Genomic DNA, 24423 nt, shown 5'->3' with positions numbered 1-24423 from the left:
GTCAGAACATCGCGTCGCGGGTCTGGGAACCTCCGGCGCCCGGCGCTACCCTCCGCGCATGATTCGGACGGTGGTGTGGGGTACCGGAAATGTCGGGCGCGCGGCCCTTCGGGCCGTGGACGCCCATCCGCGGCTGGAGCTCGCGGCCGTGCTCGTGTCCGACCCGGCCAAGGTGGGCCGTGACGCGGGGCGGCTCGCGGGGCTCGGACGCGATCTCGGGGTGGCGGCCGTCGACGACGTCGGCGCCGTGCTGGACGGGCGGCCGGGGGCGGTGGTGTACGCGGGCTCCGGCGACACCCGGCCCGACGGGGCGCTCGCCGACGTGGCCCGGGCGGTGGCGGCGGGCGCGGTGGTGGTGACGCCCGCCCTGTATCCGCTCTACGACCAGCGCAACGCGCCGCCCGAGTTCCGGAATCCGGTGCTCGCGGCGGTCGCCTCGGGCGGTGGTTCGCTCTTCGTGTCGGGCGTCGACCCGGGCTGGGGCAACGACGTGCTGCCGCTCCTGGTGAGCGGGCTCGCCGCCACGGTGGACGTGATCCGCTGCCAGGAGATCTTCGACTACTCCACGTACGAGCAGGAGGAGTCGGTCCGCGAGCTGGTCGGCATGGGCAAGCCACTGGACTACGACCCGCCGATGCTCTGGCCCTCGGTGCCGACCATGGTCTGGGGCGGGCAGATACGCCTGATGGCCCGGGCGCTCGGGGCCGAACTCGACGAGATCCGGGAGACCCTGGAGCGCCGTCCCCTGGAGTCCACGGTGAAGACGCGCACGATGGGCGTCTTCGAGGAGGGCACGCAGGGCGCGGTCCGCTTCGAGGTGCAGGGGATCGTCGGCGGGGAGCCCCGCATCGTGATCGAGCACGTCACCCGGATCCATCCCTCGTGCGCGCCGGACTGGCCGGTGCCGCCGGACGGGGTGGGCGCGCACCGCGTGATCGTCGAGGGCACACCCCGCATCGAGGTGACGGTGGCGGCGACCGACGAGGGCGAGAACCGGTCGGCGGGCGGGAACGCCACGGCGGTGGGGCGGCTCGTCGGGGCGATCGAGTGGCTGGCGGCCGCGGAGCCGGGACTGTACGACGCACTGGACGTACCGCTGCTGCCGGCGGTCGGGAAGCTGGGAAGGAGAGCAGGATGATCATCGACATTCCCGAGGGCCAGGAGCCGATCGGGTACGTGTGGGGCGACATGGTCCCGGAGATCGGCACGGCGGCGGCGAACTTCTCGCTGTCGGTGTACGCGCACACGACCCTGGGGCTGCGCGAGTTCGAGGCCGCCCGGCTGAGGATCGCGCAGATCAACGGCTGCGGCTTCTGCCTGGACTGGCGCACCGACCGGGACGGGGTGAAGGTCGAGGAGGGGTTCGACGCGCTCGTCGCGGCGTGGCGGGAGACGGAGGTCTCGGAGGCCTTCGACGAGCGGACGCGGCTCGCGGCCGAGTACGCGGAGCGGTACGCGCTCGACCACCACGGTCTCGACGAGGAGTTCTGGGCGCGGATGACGGCGCGGTACAGCCAGGCGGAGATCGTGGAGCTGACGATGAGCCTGGGGTCGTGGCTGGCGTTCGGGCGGCTCAACCGGGTGCTCGGGCTCGACGCGGTGTGCGTGCTGCCGACGCACTGACGCGCGCGAGGAGGGGCCGGCCGGATCTTCGGCCGGCCCCTCCTCGCGCGCGGGCGCTCAGAAGTCCTCGGCGAGGATCGTCTCGATGTTGCGTTCGGCGAGGGCCGTGATGGTGACGAAGGGGTTGACGCTGGTGTTCCCGGGGATCAGGGAGCCGTCCATGACGTAGAGGCCCTGGTAGCCGCGGAGGCGTCCGTGGTTGTCGGTGGCCCGGTCGAGGACGGCGCCGCCGAGCGGGTGGTAGGTGAGGTGGTCGCCCCAGATCTTGTAGGCGCCGAAGAGGTCGGTCCGGTAGATCGTCCCCTCCTTGCTGTTGATCCTGTCGAAGATGGACTTGGCCATGTCGATGGACGTCTGCTTCCAGGCGCGGTCCCAGCTCAGGTCGACCTTGCCGGTGGCCGGGTTCCAGGTGAACTCGGCGCGGCGCGGGGTGCGCGTGATGGAGAGGTAGAAGGAGGCGTAGGTCTCGATGCCGGTGGGCAGCGGGGCGACCTCGGCGAAGGCGCCGCCGGCGTCCCAGTTGTCGATGCCCGCGGTGGGCATGGAGGACTGGAGCTTTCCGGTGGGGTCCCACAGGTGGTTGGCGCGCCCGCACATGACGTTGCCGTTGTCACCCCAGCCCTTGCCGATGTGCTCGTTCAGGGCGGGCAGGGCGCCGGTCGCCTTGAGGCGGGTGAGCAGCTTGCTGGTGCCGACGCTGCCCGCGGCGAAGAAGACCCGGTCGGCGCGGACGGTCTTGGTGACGAGGGTGGCGCCGGTGGTGTCGATCTGGTCGATGACGACGGTGTAGCCGCCGGCGGCGGCGGGGCTGACGGAGGTCACCCGGTGGAGGGGCGAGACGTTCACCCGGCCGGTGGCGGCGGCCTGGGCGAGGTAGGTCTTCTGGAGGCTCTTCTTGCCGACGTTGTTGCCGTAGATGACCTCGCCCGCCAGGGCGGACTTCTGGACGGTCCCGGCGGCCTCCTGCTTCATGTAGTCCCAGTCGTAGACGTTGGGCACGAAGACGAAGGGGAAGCCGGAGCGCTGGGCGTGCTTGCGGCCGACCCTGGCGTACTGGTAGCAGTCCTGGCTCTCCCACCAGTTGACGTCCACCGAACTGACGCCCAGGCCCGCGTTGGCGCGCGGGTAGTAGGTGGAGTACATCTCGGCCGGGTCGACGGTGGGCAGGATCGCCGGGAAGCGCTCCCGGAGCGGGGTGACGGCCATGCCGCCGTTGACGAGGGAGCCGCCGCCGACGCCACGGCCCTGGTAGACGGTGATGCCGGCGAAGTCCTCGGCGTCGAGGATGCCGGTGTGGACCGGTACGTCTTTGTCGAGGGGGAAGCCGAGGAACTGGCTGAGCGGCTGCTTGGTCCGGGTGCGCAGCCAGAAGGACCGGTAGTCGGGCTTGGTGGTGTTGGCGAAGATCTTGCCGTCCGGGCCGGGGGCGTCCCAGGCCATGCCCATCTCGATCATGTGGACGTCGACTCCGGCGCGGGCGAGCCGCAGGGCGGCCACGGAGCCGCCGTAGCCGGTGCCGATGACGAGGGCCCGCACCTGGGAACCGTCCGGGATGGGGGTGCAGTTCAGGCCGGGGACCTCGGCGCGGGCCGGGGCCGTGACCGTACCGGCCAGGGCGGCGGCGCCGAGAACAGAACCTGTTCCTGCGAGGAATCTACGGCGGCTGACACCATGATCTCCCTGGGCGGACAGGGGATTTACGCTCATGTGATCCTCCTCACTCGCGAGTGAATGGGAACACGTTCTACGACCGCCCGCCGAGGAAGTCACGAGAAACTCCCGGGTAACTTCAGGCCGGAGAGGCCCTCTTGATCGCCTGTGCTACGCCCCGGACGCCCTGTCAGGCGAGGGCCGGGCCGGGGGCGCCGGTGAGGCGCTCGGGGGTGAGCAGTTCGGCCAGCCGCTCGGCGGGCAGCAGGCCCTTCTCCACGGTGAGCTCCACCACCCCCCGGCCGGTGGCGAGCGCCTCCTGCGCGATGGCGGTGGCGGCGGTGTAGCCGAGGTGGGGGTTGAGCGCGGTGGCGAGGCCGATGGAGTTCTCCACGGCGGCCCGGAGCGCCTCGGTGTTGGCGGTGATGCCGCTGACGCAGCGCTCGGCGAGGGTCACGCAGGCCGCGCGGAGGGAGAGGAGGCTCTTCGACAGGGCGTGGAAGATGATCGGCTCGAAGGCGTTGAGCTGTAGCTGTCCCGCCTCGGCGGCCATGGTGATGGTGATGTCGTTGCCGATCACCTCGAAGGCCACCTGGTTGACGACCTCGGGGATCACCGGGTTCACCTTGCCGGGCATGATGCTGGAACCGGCCTGCACCGGCGGCAGGTTGATCTCGCCGAGCCCGGCCCTCGGCCCGGAGGAGAGCAGCCGCAGGTCGTTGCAGGTCTTGGACAGCTTGACCGCGATGCGCTTGAGGACGCCGGAGAGCTGGACGAAGGCGCCGCAGTCCTGGGTGGCCTCGATCAGGTTGGCGGAGGTCACCAGCGGCAGGCCGGTCAGGCCCGCCAGGTGGCGGCGGGCTGTCTCGGCGTAGCCGGGGGCGGCGTTGAGGCCGGTGCCGATCGCGGTGGCCCCGAGGTTGATCTCGTGGATGAGCTCGATCGCCTCGGCGAGCCGGCCCCGGTCCTCCTCCAGCATCACGGCGTACGTGGAGAACTCCTGCCCCAGTGTCATGGGCACCGCGTCCTGGAGCTGGGTGCGGCCCATCTTCACGACCTCGCGGAACTCCAGGGCCTTGGCCGCGAAGGCGTCCTGGAGGACGGCCATGGCCTTCAGGAGCTCGCGGGCGGCGCCGATCGCCGCGATGCGGATCGCGGTGGGGTAGACGTCGTTCGTGGACTGGCCGAGGTTGACGTCCTCGTTGGGGTGGAGGCGGCCGTAGTCGCCCTTCGCGTGACCGAGGAGCTCCAGCCCCCGGTTGGCGACGACCTCGTTGGCGTTCATGTTGGTGGAGGTGCCCGCCCCGCCCTGGACGACGTCCACCACGAACTGGTCGTGGAGTCGTCCCGTACGGATCTCCCGGCAGGCCTCCGCGATGGCGGCGGCCTTGTCGGCGGGGAGGAGGCCGAGCTCCTCGTTGGCCCGGGCGGCGGCCTCCTTCACGGCGGCGAGCGCGTCGATCAGGAGGGGGTAGACCGAGAGGGGCGTGCCGGTGATGGCGAAGTTCTCGGTGGCGCGCAGGGTGTGGACGCCCCAGTAGGCGTCTGCGGGAACGTCCCGGTCGCCGAGCAGGTCGTGCTCGGTGCGGACGGGGACGTCGTACGGGGCCGGTGCGGGAACCATGAGGGGCCGTCCTTGGGGAGGGGAGGGAGGGGTGTGCCGAGGGAGGGCGGTGGTACGGGGGAGGCCCAGGGGCGCGCGGGACGGCCGCGCACGCGGTATTCCGTACGCGGGCGCGCGGGAGGGGCCGTGCACGGCGACGGGCCTGCGGGCGCTGGGGCCGGACGGGAGGGCCGACGCTCCGGCGCCGGCTTGCGGCCGACGGCGGGCACGGCGGAGCGGCCGGGCAGGCGCGGGACGCCGACGAGGGGGTGGAGTCCGGCTCGCGGGCAGGAGGGGGGGGGTTCCGCCCGCGAGCCGGGGTTCTGGGGGTGCCGCGGGCGCTACGCGCGGGCGGCGACCGCCGAGGCGGACCGGGAGCCGCCGGTCGCGAGGGCCGGCTCGACGCGGACCGGTCCCTCGAGGAGGCGCCGCAGCAGCGCGGTGGCGCGGGCCGGGTCGCCCGCGCCGACGGAGTCCTCGGCGAGGAGCGTGGCGAGGAGGGCGACGCGGGCCTGTCCGGCGCGGAGGGTGCCGGTGAGCAGGGCCCCGGAGGCGACGAGGTCGACCGCGCCGCCACCGGTGTAGATCTCGGCCAGCGGTCCCGAGGGGACGCGGGTCGTCACGGCGACGAGGACGCCCCGGGCGACCGCTCCGGCGACGGCGTCGGCGATCTCGGGGGTGGCGTTGCCCGCTCCGGTGGCGACGAGGACGATGCCCCGGGCGCCGGCGGCGACGGCGGCGTTCAGGAGCAGCGGGTCGCCGTCGGAGTGGTGCGTGACGATGTCGACCCGGGGCAGCGGGGCGGCGTCGGGGCCGGTGGCGCCGGGGTTCGCGGTCCGCGCGGCGGCGGGCAGGGGCAGCGGGGCGGGGCGCTCCGGCTGCCGCTCGATGGTGACACGGGAGAACCCGACGCGGCCGAGGCGATCGGCTGAGGGGTCGGAGAAGGCGTCGGCGGCGAGCGTCCGGGTCTTCACGGTGCCGCGCGCCGCGTGCACCCGGCCGTCGAAGACGACGAGGACGCCGAGGTCGCGGACGGAGGCGGCGACCTGGAGCGCGTCGTAGAGATTCCCGGGTCCGTCGCCGTCGCCGGTGCCGAAGGGCCGCTGGGCACCGGTGAGGACGACGGGGCGGGAGTCGGCGTGGTGCAGGTCCAGGAGGAAGGCGGTCTCCTCCAGGGTGTCCGTGCCGTGGGTGACGACGATGCCGTCGACGCCGGGGTCGGCGAGGGTCTCGTGGACGGTGCGCAGCAGGGCGAGCTGATGGGCCGAGGTCATGCGCGAGCTGTTCACGTTGAACAGGTCGACGACCTCGACGGAGACGCCCTCGGGAAGGGGCGCGGTGGCCAGCACGTCGTCGCCTGAGGCGTCGGCCGCGTAGCCGGTGCCCTGCCAGCGGCTGGCGATCGTGCCGCCGGTGCTGATGACGACGATCCGGCGCGCTCCCCCGTCGTTGGTCCGCTTCATGCCTGCCGTCCTCACTCCGTACTCATGTCTGCTGCGGTCGCAACGATAGGACAGGGGGCGCGCAAGGCGATTGCGAAATCAGCCGCTGGTTTGTTTCATCGTGGTAGATAATTGCGCCATGGACCGGATTGATCTCCACATCTTGCGCGAGCTTCAGAACGACGGCCGGCTGAGCAACCAGGAGCTGGCCCAGCGGGTCGGGCTCAGCCCCTCCCCCTGCCTGCGCCGGGTGCGCCAGCTGGAGCAGGACGGGGTGATCCAGGGCTACCGGGCGATCATCGATCCGGCGGCGGTGGGGCGCGGCTTCGAGGTCCTCGTCTCGGTGGAGGTGCGGCGGGACCGGGAGACGGTGGAGGCCTTCGAGGAGGCGCTCCAGGACGTGCCGGACGTCATCGAGGCGTACCGGCTGTTCGGGAGCCCCGGCTGCCTGCTGCGGATCGCGGTGGCGGACCTCGCGGCGTACGAGCGGCTGTGGATCGAGCGGCTGACGACCCTGGCCGGGGTGACCGAGGTCAACTCGCAGATCATCATGAAGCGGATCAAGGAGCCGAAGGGGATGCCGGTGGACGTCCGGGGCACCTGAGGCACCGGGCCGCGCGGCGGGGGCGGTGGACGCGACCGCGTGTCGGAGGCGGGCATGGCTGCTCGTCGGGGCGGACACGATCCCACGTCCGGGCCGCGCGGCAGGGCGGGGGCGACTGCGCGTCGGGGGCGGACGCGATCGCACGTCCGGCGCGGACACGACTGGACGGGCGGGGCGGACACGGCTGGACGTGTGGCGCGGACACCGCCGGACGTGCGGGGCGGGCGCGGTTGCGCCCTATGCCAGAACGTCATGGAACAGCCTTCTCCTCGTTACATGACAGGTACCTGACGTGTGCCACCCTCCCGGTGACACGAAGTCAACACGCGTAGACAGCAGCGGTGTCGAGCCGCCGCCCGCCGTCCCGCGCGTGCCGTCCCCGGGAAAGGGCCCCCCATGTCCGTTGTGCGGATCGGCAGATGGAAGGTGTGGGCGGCGGCGGTCGCCGCCACCCTCGTCGGCATCACGCTCCCCGCGGTCACCGCGACTCCCGCGAGCGCCACGACCACCGCGTACGACGCCACGTACTACAAGAACGCGATGGGCAAGACCGGCACGAGCCTCAAGTCCTCGCTGCACACCATCATCAGCAGCCAGAGCAAGATCTCGTACGACGCCGTCTGGAACGCGCTCAAGAACACCGACCAGGACCCGAACAACACCAACAACGTGATCCTGCTCTACAGCGGCACCTCCCGCAGCAAGTCCCTGAACGGGGGCGCCGTGGGCGACTGGAACCGCGAGCACACCTGGGCCCAGTCGCACGGCAACTTCGGCACCTCGGCCGGCCCCGGCACCGACCTGCACCACCTGCGCGCCTGCGACGTCCAGGTCAACAGCACCCGCGGCAACAAGGACTGGGACAAGGGCGGCAGCGCGGTGAGCGGCGCGCCCGGCAGCTACACCGACAGCGACTCCTTCGAGCCGCGCGACGCCGACAAGGGCGACGTGGCCCGCATGATCCTCTACATGGCGGTCCGCTACGAGGGCGGCGACGGCTTCCCCGACCTGGAGCCCAACGAGTCGTCCACCAACGGCAGCGTCGCCTTCCACGGGCGCCTGTCGGTCCTGAAGCAGTGGAACGAGCAGGACCCGCCGAGCGCCTTCGAGGAGCGCCGCAACGACGTCATCTACTCCACCTACCAGGGCAACCGGAACCCCTTCATCGACCACCCCGAGTGGGTCGAGGCGATCTGGTAGCCACCGCGCGGCGGACGTGACGGAACCGGGCCGGATGCGACGCATCCGGCCCGGCCCCGTCCGTGCGACAGGCCGCTACGCCTGACCGCTTCAGGCACCTTCAAACGCAAAATCGGGGATCGTCTCACGTTTCTGACAGGCCCGTCAGGCGAACGCGAAGCCGTTATCCGTCCGTTATAAACGGTCACTTTGGGGCTCTATGCCCCCCTTTTCCGCACCCCGAGCGACGCTTTCTCGCCACAGAACACGTCGGTGCACCTATCACACCTCCCGGGCGCCGATCAAGATCCCTGACCGAGGAAGTTCCGCGATCCGGTCGGTAACTTCGGCGCCCATGACCACTGCCTCCCTGACAACCACGACCAGGACAACCACGACCAGCGGCGTCTCCGTCGGACCCGCCGAGATCGCGGACGGCGCCGACCTCTGGCGGATCGCCCGCGGTTCGGGAGACCTCGACCTCAACTCGCCGTACAGCTACCTGCTGTGGTGCCGCGACTTCGCCGACACGACCGCCGTCGCCCGTGACGACTCCGGACGGCCCGTCGGCTTCGTCACCGGCTACCTGCGACCCGACGCGCCGGGGACGCTCTTCGTCTGGCAGGTCGCCGTGCAGGATTCGCACCGCGGAAGCGGGGTAGCCGGGACCCTGCTCGACGCTCTGTCCGCCCGAGTGGCGGCCGAGCACGGACTCGACCGGGTGGAGGCGACCGTCACTCCGGGGAACGAGGCGTCCGACCGGCTCTTCCGGTCGTACGCCCGACGGCACGGGGCGGACCTGACACGCGAGGTCCTCTTCCCCGCCACCGCCTTCCCCGGATCAGGCCACGAGGCAGAGGTGCTCTACGGCATCGGCCCCCTCGCGCCTCCGGCGTCCTGAGCCGCCCCCACCCCCTCGTCACTCCACCCGCACCGCATCCAGGAGAAGAGACTTCGTGACCCTGACCGACATCGCCGCCCCCTCCGTCTTCGAGACCGTCGAATCCGAGGTCCGCAGCTACTGCCGCGCCTGGCCCGTCGTCTTCGAACGCGCCTCCGGAAGCCGCCTCTACGACGAGGACGGCCGCCCGTACCTGGACTTCTTCGCCGGAGCCGGCTCGCTCAACTACGGTCACAACAACCCGGCGCTCAAGCGCGCCCTCCTCGACTACCTCGCCGACGACGGCATCACCCACGGCCTCGACATGTCGACGACGGCCAAACGCGACTTCCTGGAGACCTTCCGCAGCACCGTCCTGGAGCCCCGCGCCCTGCCCTACAAGGTGATGTTCCCCGGCCCCACGGGGACCAACGCGGTGGAGGCGGCCCTCAAACTGGCCCGCAAGGTCACCGGACGCCAGACGGTCGTCTCCTTCACCAACGCCTTCCACGGCATGTCCCTCGGCTCGCTGGCCGTCACCGGCAACGCCGCCAAGCGCGCCGGAGCGGGCGTCCCGCTGCACCACGCCGCCCGGATGCCCTTCGACGACTACCTGGACGGCCAGGTCACCGACTTCCTCTGGTTCGAGCGGCTCCTGGACGACGCCGGATCCGGCCTCGACCAGCCGGCGGCCGTGATCGTCGAGACCGTCCAGGGCGAGGGCGGCATCAACGTCGCGCGGGCCGAGTGGCTGCGCGGCCTGGCGGAACTCTGCCGCCGGCACGGGATGCTCCTCATCGTCGACGACATCCAGATGGGCTGCGGACGCACCGGCGACTTCTTCTCCTTCGAGGAGGCGGGCATCACGCCCGACATCGTCACGCTGTCCAAGTCGATCAGCGGCTACGGACTGCCCATGTCCCTCTGCCTCTTCCGGCCGGAGCTCGACGTGTGGGAGCCCGGCGAGCACAACGGCACCTTCCGCGGGAACAACCCCGCCTTCGTGACCGCCACCGCGGCCCTCGACACCTACTGGCGCGACGACGCCCTGCGGCGGCGCACCCTCGACCGCGCCGAGCGGGTGGAGCGCGCCCTGCTCGACCTGTGCGGCGGCGACGAGGACACCGGCCTGACCGTGCGCGGCCGGGGCCTCGTCTGGGGGCTGGAGTTCGCCGACGGGGAGCGCGCCGGAGCCGTGTGCCGGCGGGCCTTCGAGACCGGCCTGCTGCTGGAGACCTCCGGGCCGCGCAGCGAGGTGGTCAAGCTGCTGCCGCCGCTGACCGCGACCGACGACGAGCTGGACGAGGGCCTCGGCATCCTGGCCCGGGCCGTCCGCCACGCCGCCCTCCGCCGCGCCGCCTGATCACCCTCACGGAAAGGTCACCGAACATGATCGTCCGCTCCTTCGACGAACTCGAGAACACCGACCGGCACGTGAAGTCCGCGTCCGGGACCTGGGAGAGCAAGCGCATCGTCCTCGCCCGCGAGCAGGTCGGCTTCTCCCTCCACGAAACCGTGCTCTACGCCGGGACAGAGACCTCCATGTGGTACGCCCACCACGTCGAGGCGGTCGTCTGCACCGCCGGCGAGGCCGAGCTCACCGACCACGAGTCAGGACGCACGTACACGATCCTGCCCGGAACGATGTACCTGCTCGACGGACACGAACGCCACACGCTCAAGGTCAAGCAGGACTTCCGCTGCCTGTGCGTCTTCAATCCGCCCGTCACCGGCCGCGAGGACCACGACGAGAACGGCGTCTACCCGCTCCTGACGGAACCCGGTCAGGCCTGACGGCCGGCTCCCCACCCGATCCGTACGCGCAAGAAAGGCATCCCACCGCATGGTCTCCGCACCCACCCGTCCCGTCGACCTCTACCCCACCCGTGGCGCCCGCGAGGAGCTCATCGGCCGCAAGGACCCCGTGGTGTGGTCCGAGCCCGGCACTCCAGGCCCCTTCTGGGCCCGGGAGCTGGAGGAGTACGACCGCGACGGCTTCGTCACGGTGGACGAGCTCGTCACCCCGGACGAGGTCGACGCGCTCCGCGCCGAGCTGGACCGGCTCGTCGCGGACCCGGCCGTACGGGCGGACGAGCGGGCCGTCGTCGAGCCCCGCTCGCAGGAGATACGTTCCGTCTTCGAGGTGCACCGGATGAGCGAGGTCTTCGCCCGGCTGGCCGAGGACCCCCGGATCGCCGGGCGGGCCCGCCAGATCCTCGGCTCCGACGTCTACGTCCACCAGTCACGGGTCAACGTCAAGCCCGGCTTCGGCGCCAGCGGGTTCTACTGGCACTCCGACTTCGAGACCTGGCACGCCGAGGACGGCCTGCCCCGGATGCGGACCGTCTCGGTCTCGATCGCGCTGACCCCGAACCACACCACCAACGGCAGCCTCATGATCATGCCGGGCTCGCACCGCACCTTCCTGGGCTGCGCCGGCGAGACGCCCGACGACAACTACAAGAAGTCGCTGCGGATGCAGGACGCCGGGACGCCGTCCCAGGAGGCGCTCACCACCTTCGCCGACGCCTGTGGCATCCGGCACTTCACGGGTCCGGCGGGATCGGCCACCTGGTTCGACTGCAACGCCCTGCACGGTTCGGGCGACAACATCACCCCGTACCCCCGGAGCAACGTCTTCCTGGTCTTCAACAGCGTCGAGAACGCGCCGGAGGCGCCCTTCGCCGCCCCGGTCCGCCGCCCCTCCTTCGTCGCCGCGCGCCCGGGTGACCTGGACTGACCGGCGACGGCGCCCACGGGCGCACCCGCTCCGGGCTTCGGCTCCGGAGCCCGTACCCCGATGCCTGTACCCCGGAGCCGACACCGGCTCCGGGGTACAGGCATCACTGCGCCCTGACCGGGCAGGTGAATCCCATCACCCCAGACACATCGGGAAGAAAGGGACTCGTGATGAACCACCCGAGCGAAACCAGGACCCGCACGTCCGTCGCGGTCCCCCGCATCATCGAGAGGCACCCCGGACCTGCGCGGCTGCTCACTCCGGCCCAGGCCCGGCAGCTGGTCCGCCGCACGCTCGCGGCCCTCGGCTCCCTGCGGACCTCCCAGGTCGAGGACCTGCTGCTGGTCACGTCCGAGCTGGTCACGAACGCGCACCGGCACGGCGGCGGACTCACCTCGTTCGGGATAGCCGTCGGCCGCGACCGGGTGACCGTCTCCGTGGCCGACGCCAGCGACGAGCCGCCGAGCCACGACCTCAGTGACGCCCTGCGGCCGGGCGGCTTCGGCTGGCCGATCGTGCTGCGCCTGTGCCGAGAGGTGACGGTGGACACCCGGCCGGACGGCAAGACGGTGCACGCGGCGGTGGCGGTCGACCGCTGAGCGGCACGGCCGGACGCCGGCGCGCTCACCACCAGTAGGCGGGGTACCTCGGTGCCGCGCGGCGGATGCGGGAGGCGGCGTACGCGGTGAGGACGAGCAGCACCGTGGCGCCGAAGAGCAGGGGGACGAACCGGCCGGGCGCGGGGGCCTGGAGCACGATCACGACGGAGGTCGCGCAGGCCGGCGAGTGCGGGGTGCGGGCCAGGGTCGTCAGGGCCAGGGTGACCCCGGCGGCGACCGCCGCGGCCCAGGCGCTGCCGTGGGAGGCGACGGCCGCCACGGTGTACCCGGCGGCGGCGCCCAGGAGATGGCCGATGATCACGCTGCGGGGCTGGGCCAGGGGCAGCGCGGGGGCGCAGTGCACGAGCGCGGCGCTGGCGGCCAGCGGCGGTATGAGCACCGGCTCGTGGATGAGGGCCCCGAGGGCGACGAGCCCGAGCAGGGCGGCGGTCGCGGCGCTGACGCTGTGGAAGGCGGCGCCGGGCGTGGGCCGGGCCGGGGCGCGCCCGGCGATCCAGGGCGGGCGCGGCCCCCGGGAGGCGGGGGCGGTGTCGGGGCGCGGTGCGGCGTCGGTGCTCATGGGGGCGCGATTTTCCGGGGCGGGCGGCCGTGGGCCGGGCGGGACAGGGACGGGAAGGAGGCGGCCGTTCGGGTCCCTGTGGTCGACAGTCGGCCCGTTCTCACGCCTGGTCCTGGTGCGGCGGCGCGACCTCGCACCACTTTAACCAGCGGTTTCGCCACGGGGACGGCGGGGTCGGGGGCAGGATCGACCCATGACCGACACCACGCCACCGTTCCGTCTGCTGCCCGGGGCGCCGGACTCCCCCGTCCTGCTGCACGTCCCGCACTCCTCGCGCGAGATACCTCGGGACGTCCGCGAGGGGATCCTCCTCGACGACGGGGAGCTGGCCCGCGAGCTGGACCACCTCACGGACGCCCACACGGCGGAGATCGCCGCCGTGGCCTCGGCGGCGGCCGGCTCGACACCCTGGCGGTTCGTGAACCGGCTCTCCCGGCTCGTGGTCGACCCGGAGCGGTTCCCGGACGAGCGCGAGGAGATGCTGTCCGTGGGGATGGGCGCGGTGTACACCCGCACCGCGCACCGGGCGCCGCTGCGGCCCGAGGGCTTCGATCCGGGCCCGCTGCTCGACCGGTACTTCGCGCCGTACGCGCGGGCCATGACCGACGTCGTGGCGGAGCGCCTGGCCGTCGCGGGACGGGTGGTGATCGTCGACGTCCATTCGTATCCGAGCGGGCGGCTGCCGTACGAGCTGCACGGCGACGGCCCGCGGCCGCCCGTCTGTCTCGGCACGGACGCGTTCCACACGCCGCCCGCGCTGCTCGAAGCGGCCCGGCGGGCGTTCGGCGGCTTCGGCGGTGTCGGGACGGACAGCCCCTTCGCCGGGACGTACGTGCCGCTGGAGCACTACGGCCGGGACCCCCGGGTGAGCGCCCTGATGGTGGAGATCCGCCGCGACCTGTACATGGGCGAGCCCGGCGGCCCCGCGGGTCCGGGCGCCGAGGCCCTGGGGCTGGCCCTGGCGGCTCTGGTCGACGCGGTGGCCTGAGCGGGCCCGCCCGGCCCGAAAAGGTATGGATGCCCGATCAGCGTAAAATAGGCCAGATGAACCCACTCCGTTACGAACTGGTGTTCTCCGGCGGCACGGATTCGGCCGAGGACGTCGTGATCGTGGAGCGCACCCAGCTCAAGGGGTCCGGTGGCCATCCGGTCTACTCCGACGCCACCGGCATCATCCGGGCCGAGATCAGCGACCGGGACGAGGTGCGCGTGCTCGCCTCGGGCGGCCACCAGCAGCCCTCCCAGAGCGTACGGGCCCGCCCGCTCCCCGAGGCGGGCCCGGAGGAGCCGGCGGGCTGAGGCCGCGCGGGCCCCCACGGACCGGTCGGACGGTCCCGGCGCTCCGGGACCGTCCGACCGGTCCGTCAGGCGACCGGCCCAGCTCCACGAGCGCCCGGGGCCCGGTCCTGCTGAGCTGTCCCGGAGGCCTCCGGTGCGCCCGTGTCCGGAGCGTAGCGAGGAGGATTCCGTGCCGGACCCGACGACGTCGTACGCCGACCTGCGCGCGCTGGTGATCAACTGCACCCTGAAGCGCTCTCCGGAACGCAGCCACACCCAGGGGCTGATCGACATCAGCACCGGGATCATGGAGCGCCAGGGCGTGCGGGTCGAGGTGCTCAGGGCGGTGGACCTGGACATCGCGACCGGTGTCTGGCCAGACATGACGGAGCACGGGTGGGAGACGGACGAGTGGCCGGTGATCTACTCGCAGGTGATGGCCGCCGACATCCTGACCCTGGCGGGACCCGTCTGGCTGGGCGACAACTCCTCGGTGATGAAGAAGGTGATCGAGCGGCTGTACGCCTGCTCGTCGATCCTGAACGAGCAGGGCCAGTACGCCTATTACGGCCGCGTGGGCGGCTGCCTGATCACCGGCAACGAGGACGGCGCGAAGCACTGCGCGATGAACGTCCTCTACAGCCTCCAGCACCTCGGCTACGTGATCCCACCGCAGGCCGACGCCGGCTGGGTGGGCCCGGCCGGCCCCGGGCCGTCGTATCTGGACCCCGGCTCCGGCGGCCCGGACAACGACTTCACCAACCGCAACACCACCTTCATGACCTGGAACCAGCTCCACCTGGCGAGGATGCTCAAGGACGCCGGCGGCGTCCCGGCCCACGGCAACCAGCGCTCCGAATGGGACGCCGGCTGCCGCTTCGACTTCGAGAACCCCGAGCACCGCTAGACACGCACCGGAGCGGACGAACCACCCCGGCGCCCGCGCGTCGCCGGCCCCCGACGGTGGGTGGATGACGTGCGTCCCCGATCCGCTCCCCGCTGACCCTGGTCAAGAGGGGCCTCGTCGTCGCCGTCACCCTCAACGGCCTCTGGGCGCACCGTCTCGGCCGGCTCCTGGAACCCCACCGCGGCGGCGCCGTCCCACGGCGGCTGCTCGTCCTCTCGGGCGTGGCCGCGACGGTGAGCCAGACCGGCTGGTGGGGCGCCTGTCTCATCGGTTTCGTCAACAGCCGGGGGGCGTGACCCGGCCCGTCCTCGCCGACCCTCCCTCAGGTCCCGGCCCCCACCCCCGTTTTGGTTTGTCGCACGATCATCAATACGATCCGGCGATGATCACGAGAAAACGGCTGGCGACCGGGGCCTGCGCGCTGCTCGCCGCCCTGAGCGTCGCGCTCCTGCCGACGGGCGCGGCCGCCGACGAGCCGGCGGCGAAGGAATCCCCCAAGGTCGAGCTGGTCCTCGACGTCAGCGGCTCCATGCGGGCCAAGGACATCGACGGCAAGTCCCGCATGAGCGCCGCCAAGCAGGCCTTCAACGAGGTCCTGGACGCGGTGCCCGAGGAGGTGCGGCTCGGCATCCGCACGCTCGGCGCCGACTACCCCGGCAACGACCGCAAGCGCGGCTGCAAGGACACCCGCTCGCTGTACCCGGTCGGGCCGCTCGACCGGACCGAGGCCAAGACCGCCGTCGCCACCCTCGCCCCGACCGGCTGGACGCCGATCGGCCCGGCGCTGCTCGGCGCCGCCGACGACCTCGGCGAGGACGGGGCGACCAAGCGGATCGTCCTCATCACCGACGGCGAGGACACCTGCGCCCCGCTCGACCCGTGCCAGGTGGCGCGGGAGATCGCGGCCAAGGGCATCCACCTCGTGATCGACACCCTGGGTCTGGTGCCGGACGCCAAGACCCGGCAGCAGCTGACCTGCATCGCGGAGGCCACCGGAGGCACGTACACCTCCGTCCACCGCACCGAGGAACTCTCCCGCAGGGTCAAGCAGTTGGTGGACCGTGCGGCCGACCCGGTCGTCACCCCCGTGGCCACCCGGGGCGCGGAGCGCTGTGAGAAGGCTCCGCAGCTGAAGCCCGGCCTGTACACGGACCGCGAGTCCTTCGGCGAGCACCGCTGGTACCGGGTGGACCTTCTGCCCGGCCAGGAACTCCGCGCCTCCGTCAGCGTGTCGGCCGACCGCGCCGTCAACGACGACTACGGCGTGCTGCTGCGCGCCGTCACGCTCCACGGCCGGGAGATCGTCCGCGGCTCCGAGGCCGGCGACGGACGCACGGACGTCATATCGACCGGGCTGCGCTACCCCAAGCCTGAGCTCGACGACGGCCCCGGGGACGCCAAGCCGGCGGCCGAGACCGTCTGCCTCCAGGTCAGCAACTCCTTCTCCGCGCCCCCGTCGGTCAAGACGACGCCGGGCATGCCGGTCGAGCTGACGGTGGACGTCGTCGACGGCCCCTCCTCGGCCTCGGACATCGCCTCCTTCGGTCTCGGCCGCGGCTGGTGGCTGCTCGGGACGCTGGTGCTCGTGGGCTTCCTGGCCGGTCTGCTCTGGGGCTGGCTGTCCCGCTGGCGCTTCGCTGTCTGGAGGACCCACTGATGCGTACTGTTCGGATGCTCGCCACGGCCGCGCTCGCCGGCGCCGCCCTGCTCGGTCTCGCCGCCCCGGCCGCCCTGGCCGACTCCCCCAGCGCCTCGGCCTCCCCCTCCGAGGGAGCGGGCCCCACCGAGGCCGGCACCACCTTCCGTACCGCCGCCCGCTTCCTCCCCGGGCAGCAGGCCACCGCGCAGGCCGCCGCGGGCGACTACCTGTACTGGGTGTTCCCCGCGGACACCGGGGAGCGGCCGACGGTCAGGGCCACGGTCACGCTGCCCGACGCGGCGCTGCGGCACGGTCCCGCCACCTGGCGCGTCGACGTGTACGACGGACTGCGGCGGCGCCAGCCCTGCATGTACGGGATGCAGTCCCGTACGGCGGCGAAGGAGGCCGCGACCGTGGAGCTGGCCTGTGTGCTGCGCCCGGTCCGCGCCTCGGCCGACGCCTGGGCGAACGACCCGCTGCCCGGCAGCTACTACGTCCGGCTGACCGTCTCCGGGCTTCCGGAGGAGGACCTCGGCCAGCCGTTCACCGCGCGGATCGGTGCCGACGTCCTCGACAAGGGCGGCGCCTACGCCACGGACGGCTCGCTCGCCGCGCCGCTGGTGCCGGGGGCGACCACCGCCGATCAGGCGAAGGCCGACGAGGACGCGGGCCGGACCACGGCCGTCAAGGCGGCGGCCCCGGAGGACGGCTGGTCCTCCGGCTGGTGGTCCGACCGCTGGGTCTGGACCCTGGCCGGCGGCGTCCTGGCGGCGCTCGCCGGCATCGGTGGCTACGTCCTGACGCGCGGCTCCGGCCGCCCGTCCCGGGTGCCGCCGACCGTCTGACCCGCTAGCGCCCCGAGACGTACGGAGGCCCCCACCGCGCGCGGTGGGGGCCTCGGTGCGTCCGGCGGGACAGGCGGGGGTCATCCCCGGGCCGGGAAGCCGTGGGCGCGCGCTCCGGTCACCAGGGCCACGACCGGGACGAGCAGCAGGAGGACGCTCCAGGGCAGGGCCCCGGCACCGAGCCCGTCGAGGAGCAGGCCGCCGGCGACGCCGCCCGCCGCCATGGCCGCGTTCCAGAGGCTGACCAGCATCGTCTGCGCGGTGTCCGCGTCGTCCCCGCCCGCCTCGGCGACGGCCGTCTGGAGCAGGGTGGGCGCGCCGCCCCAGCCGAAGCCCCAGAGGGCGGCCGCGACGAGCACCGGTGCGGTGCCCGCCGCGGGGACGGCGAGCACGGCGACGGCGACCGCGAAGAGGAGCGATCCGGCGAGGGTCAGCGTCCGCAGCCTGCGGTCGATGTGACGGCCCGTGAACCAGATGCCCACGAGCGAGGCCCCGCCGAAGACCAGCAGCACGAGGCCGGTGGCGCCGCCGAGCCCGCGGTGGTCCAGGTAGGCGGCGACGTAGGTGTAGAGCACCGTGTGCGCGAGCACCAGGGTGAAGGTGACGGCGAGGACCGGGAGGACCCCGGGGACCCTCAAGGTGCGGGCGACCGGGGCGCGTCCGCCGCGCGGCTCGCCCGGCAGGTCGGGGACGGCGACCGCGATCCAGCCGAGGAGCACGACGGCGATCACGGTCATGGCGGTGAAGGCCGTCCGCCAGCCGGCGGCCTCGCCGAGGAAGGTGCCGGCCGGGACGCCGAGGGAGAGCGCGAGCGGGATGCCCGTCATCGCCACGGCGACGGCGCGGCCCTGGAGATGCGGCGGAGCGAGGCGGCGGGCGTAACCGGCGAGCAGGGCCCAGGCGACGCCCGCGGCGACGCCGGCGAGGAACCGGGCGCCCATGGTGAGGGCGTACGAGGAGGAGACGGCGGTCACGGTGTTGGCGGCGGCGAAGCCGGCCATGGAGGTGAGCAGCAGCCGCTTGCGGGGCCAGGCCGCGGTGCGGGCGGCCAGCGGGACGGCGGTGAGGGCCGTCCCGAGGGCGTAGCCGGTGACGGACTGCCCCATGGCGGCCTCGCCGACGCCGAGGTCGGCGCTCATGGCGGGCAGGACCCCCGCGGGGAGGGTCTCGGTGAGGCTGGTGACGAAGACGGCGGTGGCGAGGGCGAGGAGCGCGGGGAGGGGCAACCGCCCGGAGGCGGGGCGGGGTTCGGAGTGCGCGGGCGTCGAGGCGGGGTGGGGTTCGGGGTGATCGGCTGTCGCGGCGGCGCGGGATTCGGGGTGTGCGGGGGTGGCGGGACCGGCCGCCCCTGTCGGGTCGTGGGTCATGTCCGTATGCTCGAACCCTCACATTGGTGTGAGGGTCAAGCGATTCCCTGGAGGGGGCTTTCCATGCGGATCGGCGAGCTGTCCGAGCGCACCGGAACACCGCGCAGGCTGCTGCGCTACTACGAGGAGCAGGCTCTCATCGTCGCGGACCGGCTGCCCAACGGCTACCGGGTCTACGACGAGTCGAACGTGGACCGGGTGATGCAGATCCGGGGCCTGCTCGACGCGGGTCTGCCGACCCGGATCATCAAGCAGATCCTGCCGTGTCTGAACAAGCCCCGGACGATCCACTTCCCCGACGCGACCCCGGAGATGCTGGCCACTCTGGAGGGCGAGCGGGACCGGATGACCGACCGGATCCGGTGTCTGACCCGGAACCGGGACGCGGTGGCGGAGTATCTGGACGCGGTCAGGGAGAAGCCGGCGGCGGGGACGCCGGCGTAGCCCGCCGGGGGCGTACGGTCCGTACGGCGTACCGGCCGCCGTGCCGCTCCACGGCGAGCGGGAGGCCGAAGCAGGCGCCGAGGAGCTCCCCGGTGAGCACCTCGTCGACGGCCCCCCGCGCCAGGGCCCGGCCCCCGCGCAGGAGCAGGGCGTGGGTGGTGCCGGAGGGCAGCTCCTCCAGGTGATGGGTGACCAGGACCGTGGCGAGGTCGGGGTGTTCCTCGCCCAGCGTGTCGAGTGCGTCGAGGAGCTGTTCGCGGCCGGGCAGGTCGAGTCCGGTGGCGGGCTCGTCGAGCAGCAGGAGCCTCGGCTCGGGCATCAGGGCGCGGGCGATCAGGGCCCGGCCGCGCTCGCCCTGCGAGAGCGTGGGCCAGCGGGCGGTGCTCCGCCCGGCGAGCCCGAGGGTGGCGATCAGCCGGTCCGCCCGCGCCTCCTGGGCGGGGCTCGGCGTCCAGCGGGGCGGCCGTTCGACGGAACCGACGGCTCCGGTGAGGACGACGTCGCGGACGGCGAGGGCGGAGCGCAGCGGGTGGCGGGGCGTGACGTGACCGAGGGCGGTGCGCAGTTCCCGCAGGTCCACGCTGCCGAGCCGGCGACCCAGGACCTCCACCCGGCCGCGCGTCGGATGGGTCTGCGCGCCGAGCAGCCCCAGGAGCGTGGTCTTCCCGGCGCCGTTGGCCCCGAGGAGCGCCCAGTGCTCGCCGGGCCGGACGGTGAGCGTGATGTCGCTCAGGAGGGGGTTCCCCTCACGGACGACGGTGACGGACTCGGCATGGAGCACGGGCGGCGCGAGCGGGCGCGGGGGCTCCACCACGTACTCCGCGGCGCGCGGGGGCTGCACGGCGAGCGGCGCCTCACCGGCGTACAGTGCCTCCTCGGCGCGCGGAGGCTCCACCGCGCCCAGGGCGGTTCGTACGGACGTGGGCGTCGGCGCGGGCGTGCGCGGGGGCCGGCTCACGTCTCGTACACCCGGTTCACGGCGGAGAGCACGGCCTGCACGGAGGCGGTGAGGACGGAGGTGTCCACGCCCGCGCCCCAGGCGGTGCGGTCCCCCACCCGGCACTCGGCGTAGGCGGCGGCCTCGCCCGCGCTGCCCGTGGTGACCGCGTGCTCGGCGAAGTCGACCACGTCGACGGGGACGTCGGCGCGCGTGAGGGCGTCGGCCAGGGCGGAGAGGGGTCCGTTGCCCCGGCCCTCCGCCGGAGCGGTGCGGTCGCCGACGCGCAGGACGCAGCTGAAGCGGTGGCCGCCGTCCGCGTCGCGGTCGGTGCTCCAGGACTCCAGGGCGACGGGGCCGGCGCCCCGGCCGGGCGCGAGGTAGACCGCGCGGAACAGGGCGTGGAGGTCGTCGGGCGTGGCCTCGCGGCCGCTGCCGTCGGTGACCGCCTGGACGGCGCGGGAGACGTCCGGGCGCATCCGCTCCGGCAGGTCCAGACCGTGGTGGGTGCGCAGCAGGTGGGCGACACCGCCCTTGCCGGACTGAGAGTTGACCCGGATGACGGCCTCGTAGCCACGGCCGAGGTCGGCGGGGTCGAGCGGCAGGTAGGGGACGTTCCAGGGGGCGAGCTCCGGGGGGATCCCCGCCTCGGCGGCGTCCTTGGCGTGCCGGGCGAGGCCCTTGCTGATGGCGTCCTGGTGGGTGCCGGAGAAAGCCGTGTGGACGAGGTCGCCCGCGTAGGGGTGGCGGGGGTGCACGGGCAGCCGGTTGCAGTGCTCGACGACGTCGCGGACGGCGTCGATGTCGGAGAGGTCGAGCATGGGGTCGACGCCCTGGGCGTAGAGGTTGAGGGCGAGGGTCACCAGGTCGACGTTGCCGGTGCGTTCGCCGTTGCCGAAGAGGCAGCCCTCGACGCGCTGGGCGCCGGCGAGGACGGCGAGTTCCGCGCAGGCCACGCCGGTGCCCCGGTCGTTGTGGGGGTGGACGGAGAGGATCACGGAGTCGCGGCGGGCCAGGTGACGGTGCATGTACTCGATCTGGTCGGCGTACACGTTGGGGGTGGCGATCTCGACGGTCGCGGGCAGGTTGTGGGTGACGGGCCGGTCGGGGCTCGCGTCCCAGAGGGCGGTGAGGCCGTCGCAGAGCTCCAGGACGTAGTCCGGCTCGGTCAGGTTGAAGGTCTCCGGGGAGAACTGGAAGCGGATGTCGGCGCCCGGTCGGGCCTCGGCGAGCCGGGCCATGAGCGTGGCGGCCTCGTGGACGGTGCGGCGGACCTCGGCGCGGTCGCGGCCGAGGACGGTCTCGCGCCAGACGGGCGAGGTCGCGATGTAGAGGTGGACGACGGCGCGGGGCAGGCCGTCGACGGCCTCGAAGGTGCGCTCGATGAGATCGGGCCTGGCCGGGGTGAAGACGACCGGGGTGACGTCCTCGGGGACGGCGCCGGAGGCGACGAGCCCGGCGAGGTGGCGGACGAAGTCGAAGTCGGTGCGGCTGGCGGAGGGGTATCCGACCTCGATCTCCTTGAAGCCCGTGCGGACGAGCAGGTCGAAGAAGCGGTGCTTGCGGTCGGTGTCCATGGGCTCGGCGAGGGCCTGGTTGCCGTCGCGGAGGTCGACGGGCACCCACAGCGGGGCGCGCTCCAGGCGGGCGGACGGCCAGCGGCGGTCGAACTCGGGGACGTGGACGCGGTCCTGGTAGGGGCGGTAGCGGTGGTACGGCATGGGTCCGGGGCGCTGTGGATTGCGGATCATGGCCGGTACCGTATCCACTCCTCAGCTCCTCAGACAAGTGCTCCTCAGACAAGTTCGGGTAGATTCCCCCCGCGGAGTTCCCCGCCGCGTTCCCGTGATCCGGAGGACGCGCCCCCGCTCCGGACCGGCCACGACGCTCCGGACATCAGAGAATCAGGTGACCCCATGCCGCTCGGTGCCCTGCGCCCCAGCCCCCTGGTCGAACAGGCCGCCGAGCGGCTGCGCGAACAGATCGTCGGGGGTCACTGGCCGGTCGGCACCAGGCTCCCCGGCGAGACCACGCTCGCCAAGGAGCTGGGCGTGGGCCGCTCCACGGTCCGCGAGGCGCTGCGGGCCCTGGCGGGCGCGGGGCTCGTCCAGCCCCGGCAGGGGGCCGGCGTCTTCGTGATCGCGACCCGCCCGACGGAGGACTGGCCGGCCCGGCTGCGCAGGGCGGCCGTGACGGACGTGTACGAGGTGCGGATGCTGGTCGAGGTGGAGGCGGCGCGGCTGGCGGCGCGGCGCCGTACCGAGGAGGACGTGACGGCGATGCGCGAGGCGCTGGCCGGGCGGCGGGCGGCGGCCGCGCTCGACGACGCCGGTTTCGTCGACGCCGACATCGCCCTGCACGCGACGATCGTCGCCTCGGCGCGCAACCCCGTCCTGACCGACCTGTTCGGGGAGTTCGCGCCGGTGCTCCGTGAGGGCCTGATCGAGCTGCTCGACCTGCTGGGGCTGCGCGGCACCGACCTCCGGCACGGCGAGGACGCCCACGCCGACGTGGTGCGCGCGGTGGAGGCGGGCGACGCGGACGAGGCCGCCCGGCTGACCCGCCAGGAGCTGGAGTCCACGCTCGCCCTGCTCCAGTCGGCGCCGTGATGCGCGACCGCCGAAGTCCCTGAGGCGGGGCCGCCGCCCAGCCCGTCGCTCCGCCGCGTCTCGGGCCATCCGGCGGGCGCCCTCCAGGACGGCCTGCCGGATGCGGTGGCAGGTGTCGCACCGGCAGATGTTGCGGAGGGCCCGTGCAGCCGGGCCGTTACTCCCGGGTACTCCCAGTGGCGATGATCATCACTCATGTGCGGGGCGTGCGGGAGCCGTTCGCCGGGGACATCTCGCGGCGACGGACCACCCGCAGACGGCCGCGGCCGCGCGGCCGGGCGCCGGGCCGCAGCCGGGCGCCGGGGCTCAGTCGGGCGCCCGAGCGGAGGTGTGCGCGGGAGATCCGGGCGCGCTGGCCGCCGCCCGCGATCAGGGCGTTGACGGAGACCATCGGGTCCCCGCCGACCGACCGGGCGATCAGCGCGCCGACGACCAGCGGGCCGAGGGCCACCGCGAGGGCCGTGCCGGTGGCGGTGACGTGCTGGAGACGGCGGGCGCGCCGGGCGTCGAAGGTCATGACCCCATTCCACCGGCGGGCGGCGGCGGGCGCATCGGTCGGCGTACTCATGACTCCGTCGCGCGCTACTCAGATGTGATCGGGAACCGGTCCCCGAGGGCTCCCGCACCCGCTCCCCTTCGGAGATCCTCGGGGGGTGCGAACGCGCCTGTGCGTTCCCGGGGCGGAATGGGGAGGCGGGGGTGACCGTGACGACGGAGCCGAGCAGGACCGGTACGGCGGCGGGCGGCGGGCTCGCCGTCCTCGTGGTGCAGCACGAGGAGGACGCGGGACCCGGGCTGGTCGGCGAGCATCTCGCGCGGGTCGGGCTCCGTCTCGACGTCAGGCGCGCCTGGGAGGGCGCACCGCTCCCGGAGACCCTGGGCGGCCACGCGGGGCTGCTGGTCCTCGGCGGGTCCGTCAACTGCGAGGAGGACGGGGCCGCGCCCTGGCTGCCCCGGGTCCGCGCGCTCGTCCGCGAGGCCGTGGCCGGTGAGGTGCCGCTGCTCGGGATATGCCTGGGCGGCCAGCTCATCGCCCACGCCCTGGGCGGTGCGGTGGCACGGCGGACGCGGGGGCCCGAGGTGGGCGCCGTACCGCTGCGCAGGCTGCCGGCCGCCGAAGGCGATCCGGTGCTCGGCGGGGTGCCGGAGGGCACCCCCGCGGCGCAGTGGCACTGGGACGAGGTGGACCGTCTCCCGGCGGGCGCCGTTCCGCTGCTGGGCGGCGACGACTGCCCGTACCAGGCCTTCCGGGTCGGGTCCGCCTGCTGGGCGGTGCAGTTCCATCCGGAGGCGGACGGGGACACGGTCGCCGGCTGGGCGGCCGGCGACGCCGAGGCCCTGCGCACGGCGGGCGTCGACGCCGGGGCGACGGTCGCGTCGGTGCGGAGGGCCGAGCCGGAGCTCCGCGCCGTCTGGGGGGCGGTGTCCGAGGCCTGGGGCGCGGTCGTCCGTGCCCACGCGGGCGCGCGCGGCGTCTGAGCCGGGGCCCCGGCGCGT

The 24423-nt window shown here is 73.4% G+C and carries 25 protein-coding genes; 17 read left to right on the top strand and 8 right to left on the bottom strand.

The annotated features are described in order from the left end of the window. Positions 1-58 precede the first annotated feature (58 nt). Together ACFYXU_RS15685 and ACFYXU_RS15680 are read left to right on the top strand one after the other, a co-directional pair. Complete coding sequence (locus ACFYXU_RS15685) at positions 59-1138, top strand: dihydrodipicolinate reductase (protein WP_389406681.1); 1080 nt, start codon at positions 59-61, stop codon at positions 1136-1138. Beyond that, positions 1135-1623: a carboxymuconolactone decarboxylase family protein gene (locus ACFYXU_RS15680; RefSeq protein WP_376517759.1), complete on the top strand. Its 489-nt coding sequence runs from the start codon at positions 1135-1137 to the stop codon at positions 1621-1623. Before ACFYXU_RS15685 ends, ACFYXU_RS15680 begins: the two co-directional genes overlap by 4 nt. A gap of 57 nt (positions 1624-1680) precedes the next feature. Here the strand turns inward: ACFYXU_RS15680 and ACFYXU_RS15675 are convergent, their stop codons facing one another. The 3 genes from ACFYXU_RS15675 to ACFYXU_RS15665 form a co-directional block, all read right to left on the bottom strand. Next, complete coding sequence (locus tag ACFYXU_RS15675) at positions 1681-3330, bottom strand: GMC oxidoreductase (RefSeq protein ID WP_389406680.1); 1650 nt, start codon at positions 3328-3330, stop codon at positions 1681-1683. Positions 3331-3463: 133 nt separating this feature from the next. After that, positions 3464-4897, bottom strand: a complete 1434-nt coding sequence (locus ACFYXU_RS15670; protein ID WP_376517227.1) for an aspartate ammonia-lyase — start codon at positions 4895-4897, stop codon at positions 3464-3466. A gap of 320 nt (positions 4898-5217) precedes the next feature. Continuing rightward, positions 5218-6339 carry an asparaginase gene (locus ACFYXU_RS15665; RefSeq protein ID WP_389406679.1) on the bottom strand — a complete coding sequence of 374 codons (1122 nt, stop codon included), beginning with the start codon at positions 6337-6339 and terminating at the stop codon, positions 5218-5220. A 118-nt stretch (positions 6340-6457) separates the two neighbouring features. On the opposite strand from ACFYXU_RS15665, the gene ACFYXU_RS15660 reads away from it, so the two are divergent. The 7 genes from ACFYXU_RS15660 to ACFYXU_RS15630 all read left to right on the top strand — a co-directional run bounded on the left by ACFYXU_RS15660 (position 6458) and on the right by ACFYXU_RS15630 (position 12320). Next, positions 6458-6922, top strand: a complete 465-nt coding sequence (locus ACFYXU_RS15660; protein ID WP_367826392.1) for an Lrp/AsnC family transcriptional regulator — start codon at positions 6458-6460, stop codon at positions 6920-6922. A 396-nt stretch (positions 6923-7318) separates the two neighbouring features. Next, positions 7319-8122, top strand: coding sequence for an endonuclease I family protein (locus ACFYXU_RS15655; RefSeq protein WP_389406678.1), 804 nt, complete (start codon positions 7319-7321; stop codon positions 8120-8122). 334 nt (positions 8123-8456) lie between these two features. Beyond that, on the top strand, positions 8457-9002 hold the full coding sequence (gene ectA, locus ACFYXU_RS15650; protein ID WP_329852922.1) for a diaminobutyrate acetyltransferase: 546 nt from the start codon (positions 8457-8459) through the stop codon (positions 9000-9002). A 55-nt stretch (positions 9003-9057) separates the two neighbouring features. Then, entirely contained in the window at positions 9058-10344 is a 1287-nt protein-coding gene (ectB, locus tag ACFYXU_RS15645) for a diaminobutyrate--2-oxoglutarate transaminase (protein ID WP_376517218.1), read from the top strand. Positions 10345-10370: 26 nt separating this feature from the next. Then, positions 10371-10775 carry an ectoine synthase gene (locus ACFYXU_RS15640; RefSeq protein WP_361402871.1) on the top strand — a complete coding sequence of 135 codons (405 nt, stop codon included), beginning with the start codon at positions 10371-10373 and terminating at the stop codon, positions 10773-10775. 49 nt (positions 10776-10824) lie between these two features. Continuing rightward, entirely contained in the window at positions 10825-11721 is an 897-nt protein-coding gene (gene thpD / locus ACFYXU_RS15635; RefSeq protein WP_361402874.1) for an ectoine hydroxylase, read from the top strand. 170 nt (positions 11722-11891) lie between these two features. Then, positions 11892-12320, top strand: a complete 429-nt coding sequence (locus ACFYXU_RS15630; protein ID WP_389406677.1) for an ATP-binding protein — start codon at positions 11892-11894, stop codon at positions 12318-12320. A 25-nt stretch (positions 12321-12345) separates the two neighbouring features. On the opposite strand, the gene ACFYXU_RS15625 is transcribed toward ACFYXU_RS15630, so the two are convergent. Continuing rightward, positions 12346-12900 carry an HPP family protein gene (locus ACFYXU_RS15625; RefSeq protein ID WP_376517212.1) on the bottom strand — a complete coding sequence of 185 codons (555 nt, stop codon included), beginning with the start codon at positions 12898-12900 and terminating at the stop codon, positions 12346-12348. Between the two features lie 193 nt (positions 12901-13093). Between ACFYXU_RS15625 and ACFYXU_RS15620 the strand changes: the two genes are divergently transcribed. From ACFYXU_RS15620 to ACFYXU_RS15600, 5 genes are all read left to right on the top strand, one after another. Then, complete coding sequence (locus tag ACFYXU_RS15620) at positions 13094-13888, top strand: N-formylglutamate amidohydrolase (RefSeq protein WP_389406676.1); 795 nt, start codon at positions 13094-13096, stop codon at positions 13886-13888. A gap of 56 nt (positions 13889-13944) precedes the next feature. Continuing rightward, on the top strand, positions 13945-14199 hold the full coding sequence (locus tag ACFYXU_RS15615) for a DUF6296 family protein (RefSeq protein ID WP_389406675.1): 255 nt from the start codon (positions 13945-13947) through the stop codon (positions 14197-14199). 169 nt (positions 14200-14368) lie between these two features. Next, a complete protein-coding gene (locus ACFYXU_RS15610) occupies positions 14369-15085 on the top strand; it encodes a flavodoxin family protein (protein WP_389406674.1) in 717 nt (238 codons plus the stop codon). A gap of 382 nt (positions 15086-15467) precedes the next feature. Beyond that, on the top strand, positions 15468-16742 hold the full coding sequence (locus ACFYXU_RS15605; protein ID WP_329852913.1) for a VWA domain-containing protein: 1275 nt from the start codon (positions 15468-15470) through the stop codon (positions 16740-16742). Continuing rightward, positions 16742-17569, top strand: coding sequence for a hypothetical protein (locus ACFYXU_RS15600; protein WP_389406673.1), 828 nt, complete (start codon positions 16742-16744; stop codon positions 17567-17569). The genes ACFYXU_RS15605 and ACFYXU_RS15600 overlap by 1 nt, the downstream gene beginning before the upstream one ends. Before the next feature lie 80 nt (positions 17570-17649). Here the strand turns inward: ACFYXU_RS15600 and ACFYXU_RS15595 are convergent, their stop codons facing one another. Then, positions 17650-18936, bottom strand: a complete 1287-nt coding sequence (locus ACFYXU_RS15595; protein ID WP_389457979.1) for an MFS transporter — start codon at positions 18934-18936, stop codon at positions 17650-17652. Positions 18937-18999: 63 nt separating this feature from the next. Between ACFYXU_RS15595 and ACFYXU_RS15590 the strand changes: the two genes are divergently transcribed. Continuing rightward, on the top strand, positions 19000-19380 hold the full coding sequence (locus ACFYXU_RS15590; RefSeq protein ID WP_329852911.1) for a MerR family transcriptional regulator: 381 nt from the start codon (positions 19000-19002) through the stop codon (positions 19378-19380). Here ACFYXU_RS15590 and ACFYXU_RS15585 read toward each other — a convergent pair. Together ACFYXU_RS15585 and leuA are read right to left on the bottom strand one after the other, a co-directional pair. Further along, the gene (locus ACFYXU_RS15585; RefSeq protein WP_376517322.1) at positions 19346-20191 is read right to left on the bottom strand and encodes an ABC transporter ATP-binding protein; all 846 of its coding nucleotides are present in this window, start codon (positions 20189-20191) and stop codon (positions 19346-19348) included. The two genes, ACFYXU_RS15590 and ACFYXU_RS15585, sit on opposite strands and share 35 nt — an antisense overlap. 143 nt (positions 20192-20334) lie before the next feature. After that, complete coding sequence (leuA, locus tag ACFYXU_RS15580) at positions 20335-22068, bottom strand: 2-isopropylmalate synthase (protein WP_389406671.1); 1734 nt, start codon at positions 22066-22068, stop codon at positions 20335-20337. A gap of 165 nt (positions 22069-22233) precedes the next feature. Here leuA and ACFYXU_RS15575 point away from each other — a divergent pair, with 165 nt between their 5' ends. Continuing rightward, positions 22234-22926 carry an FCD domain-containing protein gene (locus ACFYXU_RS15575; protein WP_329852910.1) on the top strand — a complete coding sequence of 231 codons (693 nt, stop codon included), beginning with the start codon at positions 22234-22236 and terminating at the stop codon, positions 22924-22926. A 193-nt stretch (positions 22927-23119) separates the two neighbouring features. Here the strand turns inward: ACFYXU_RS15575 and ACFYXU_RS15570 are convergent, their stop codons facing one another. Beyond that, positions 23120-23443, bottom strand: coding sequence for a hypothetical protein (locus ACFYXU_RS15570; protein WP_389406670.1), 324 nt, complete (start codon positions 23441-23443; stop codon positions 23120-23122). A gap of 182 nt (positions 23444-23625) precedes the next feature. Between ACFYXU_RS15570 and ACFYXU_RS15565 the strand changes: the two genes are divergently transcribed. After that, positions 23626-24405 (top strand): type 1 glutamine amidotransferase, encoded by a 780-nt coding sequence (locus ACFYXU_RS15565; RefSeq protein ID WP_389406669.1) that lies wholly within the window; start codon positions 23626-23628, stop codon positions 24403-24405. The last annotated feature ends 18 nt before the right edge of the window (positions 24406-24423 follow it).

The organism is Streptomyces sp. NPDC002232 (genome assembly GCF_042890295.1).
In the GTDB taxonomy this organism is placed as follows: Bacteria; Actinomycetota; Actinomycetes; order Streptomycetales; family Streptomycetaceae; genus Streptomyces.
The sequence above is the reverse complement of the archived record's forward strand: the minus strand, read 5'-3'. Positions and strand labels throughout refer to the sequence as shown.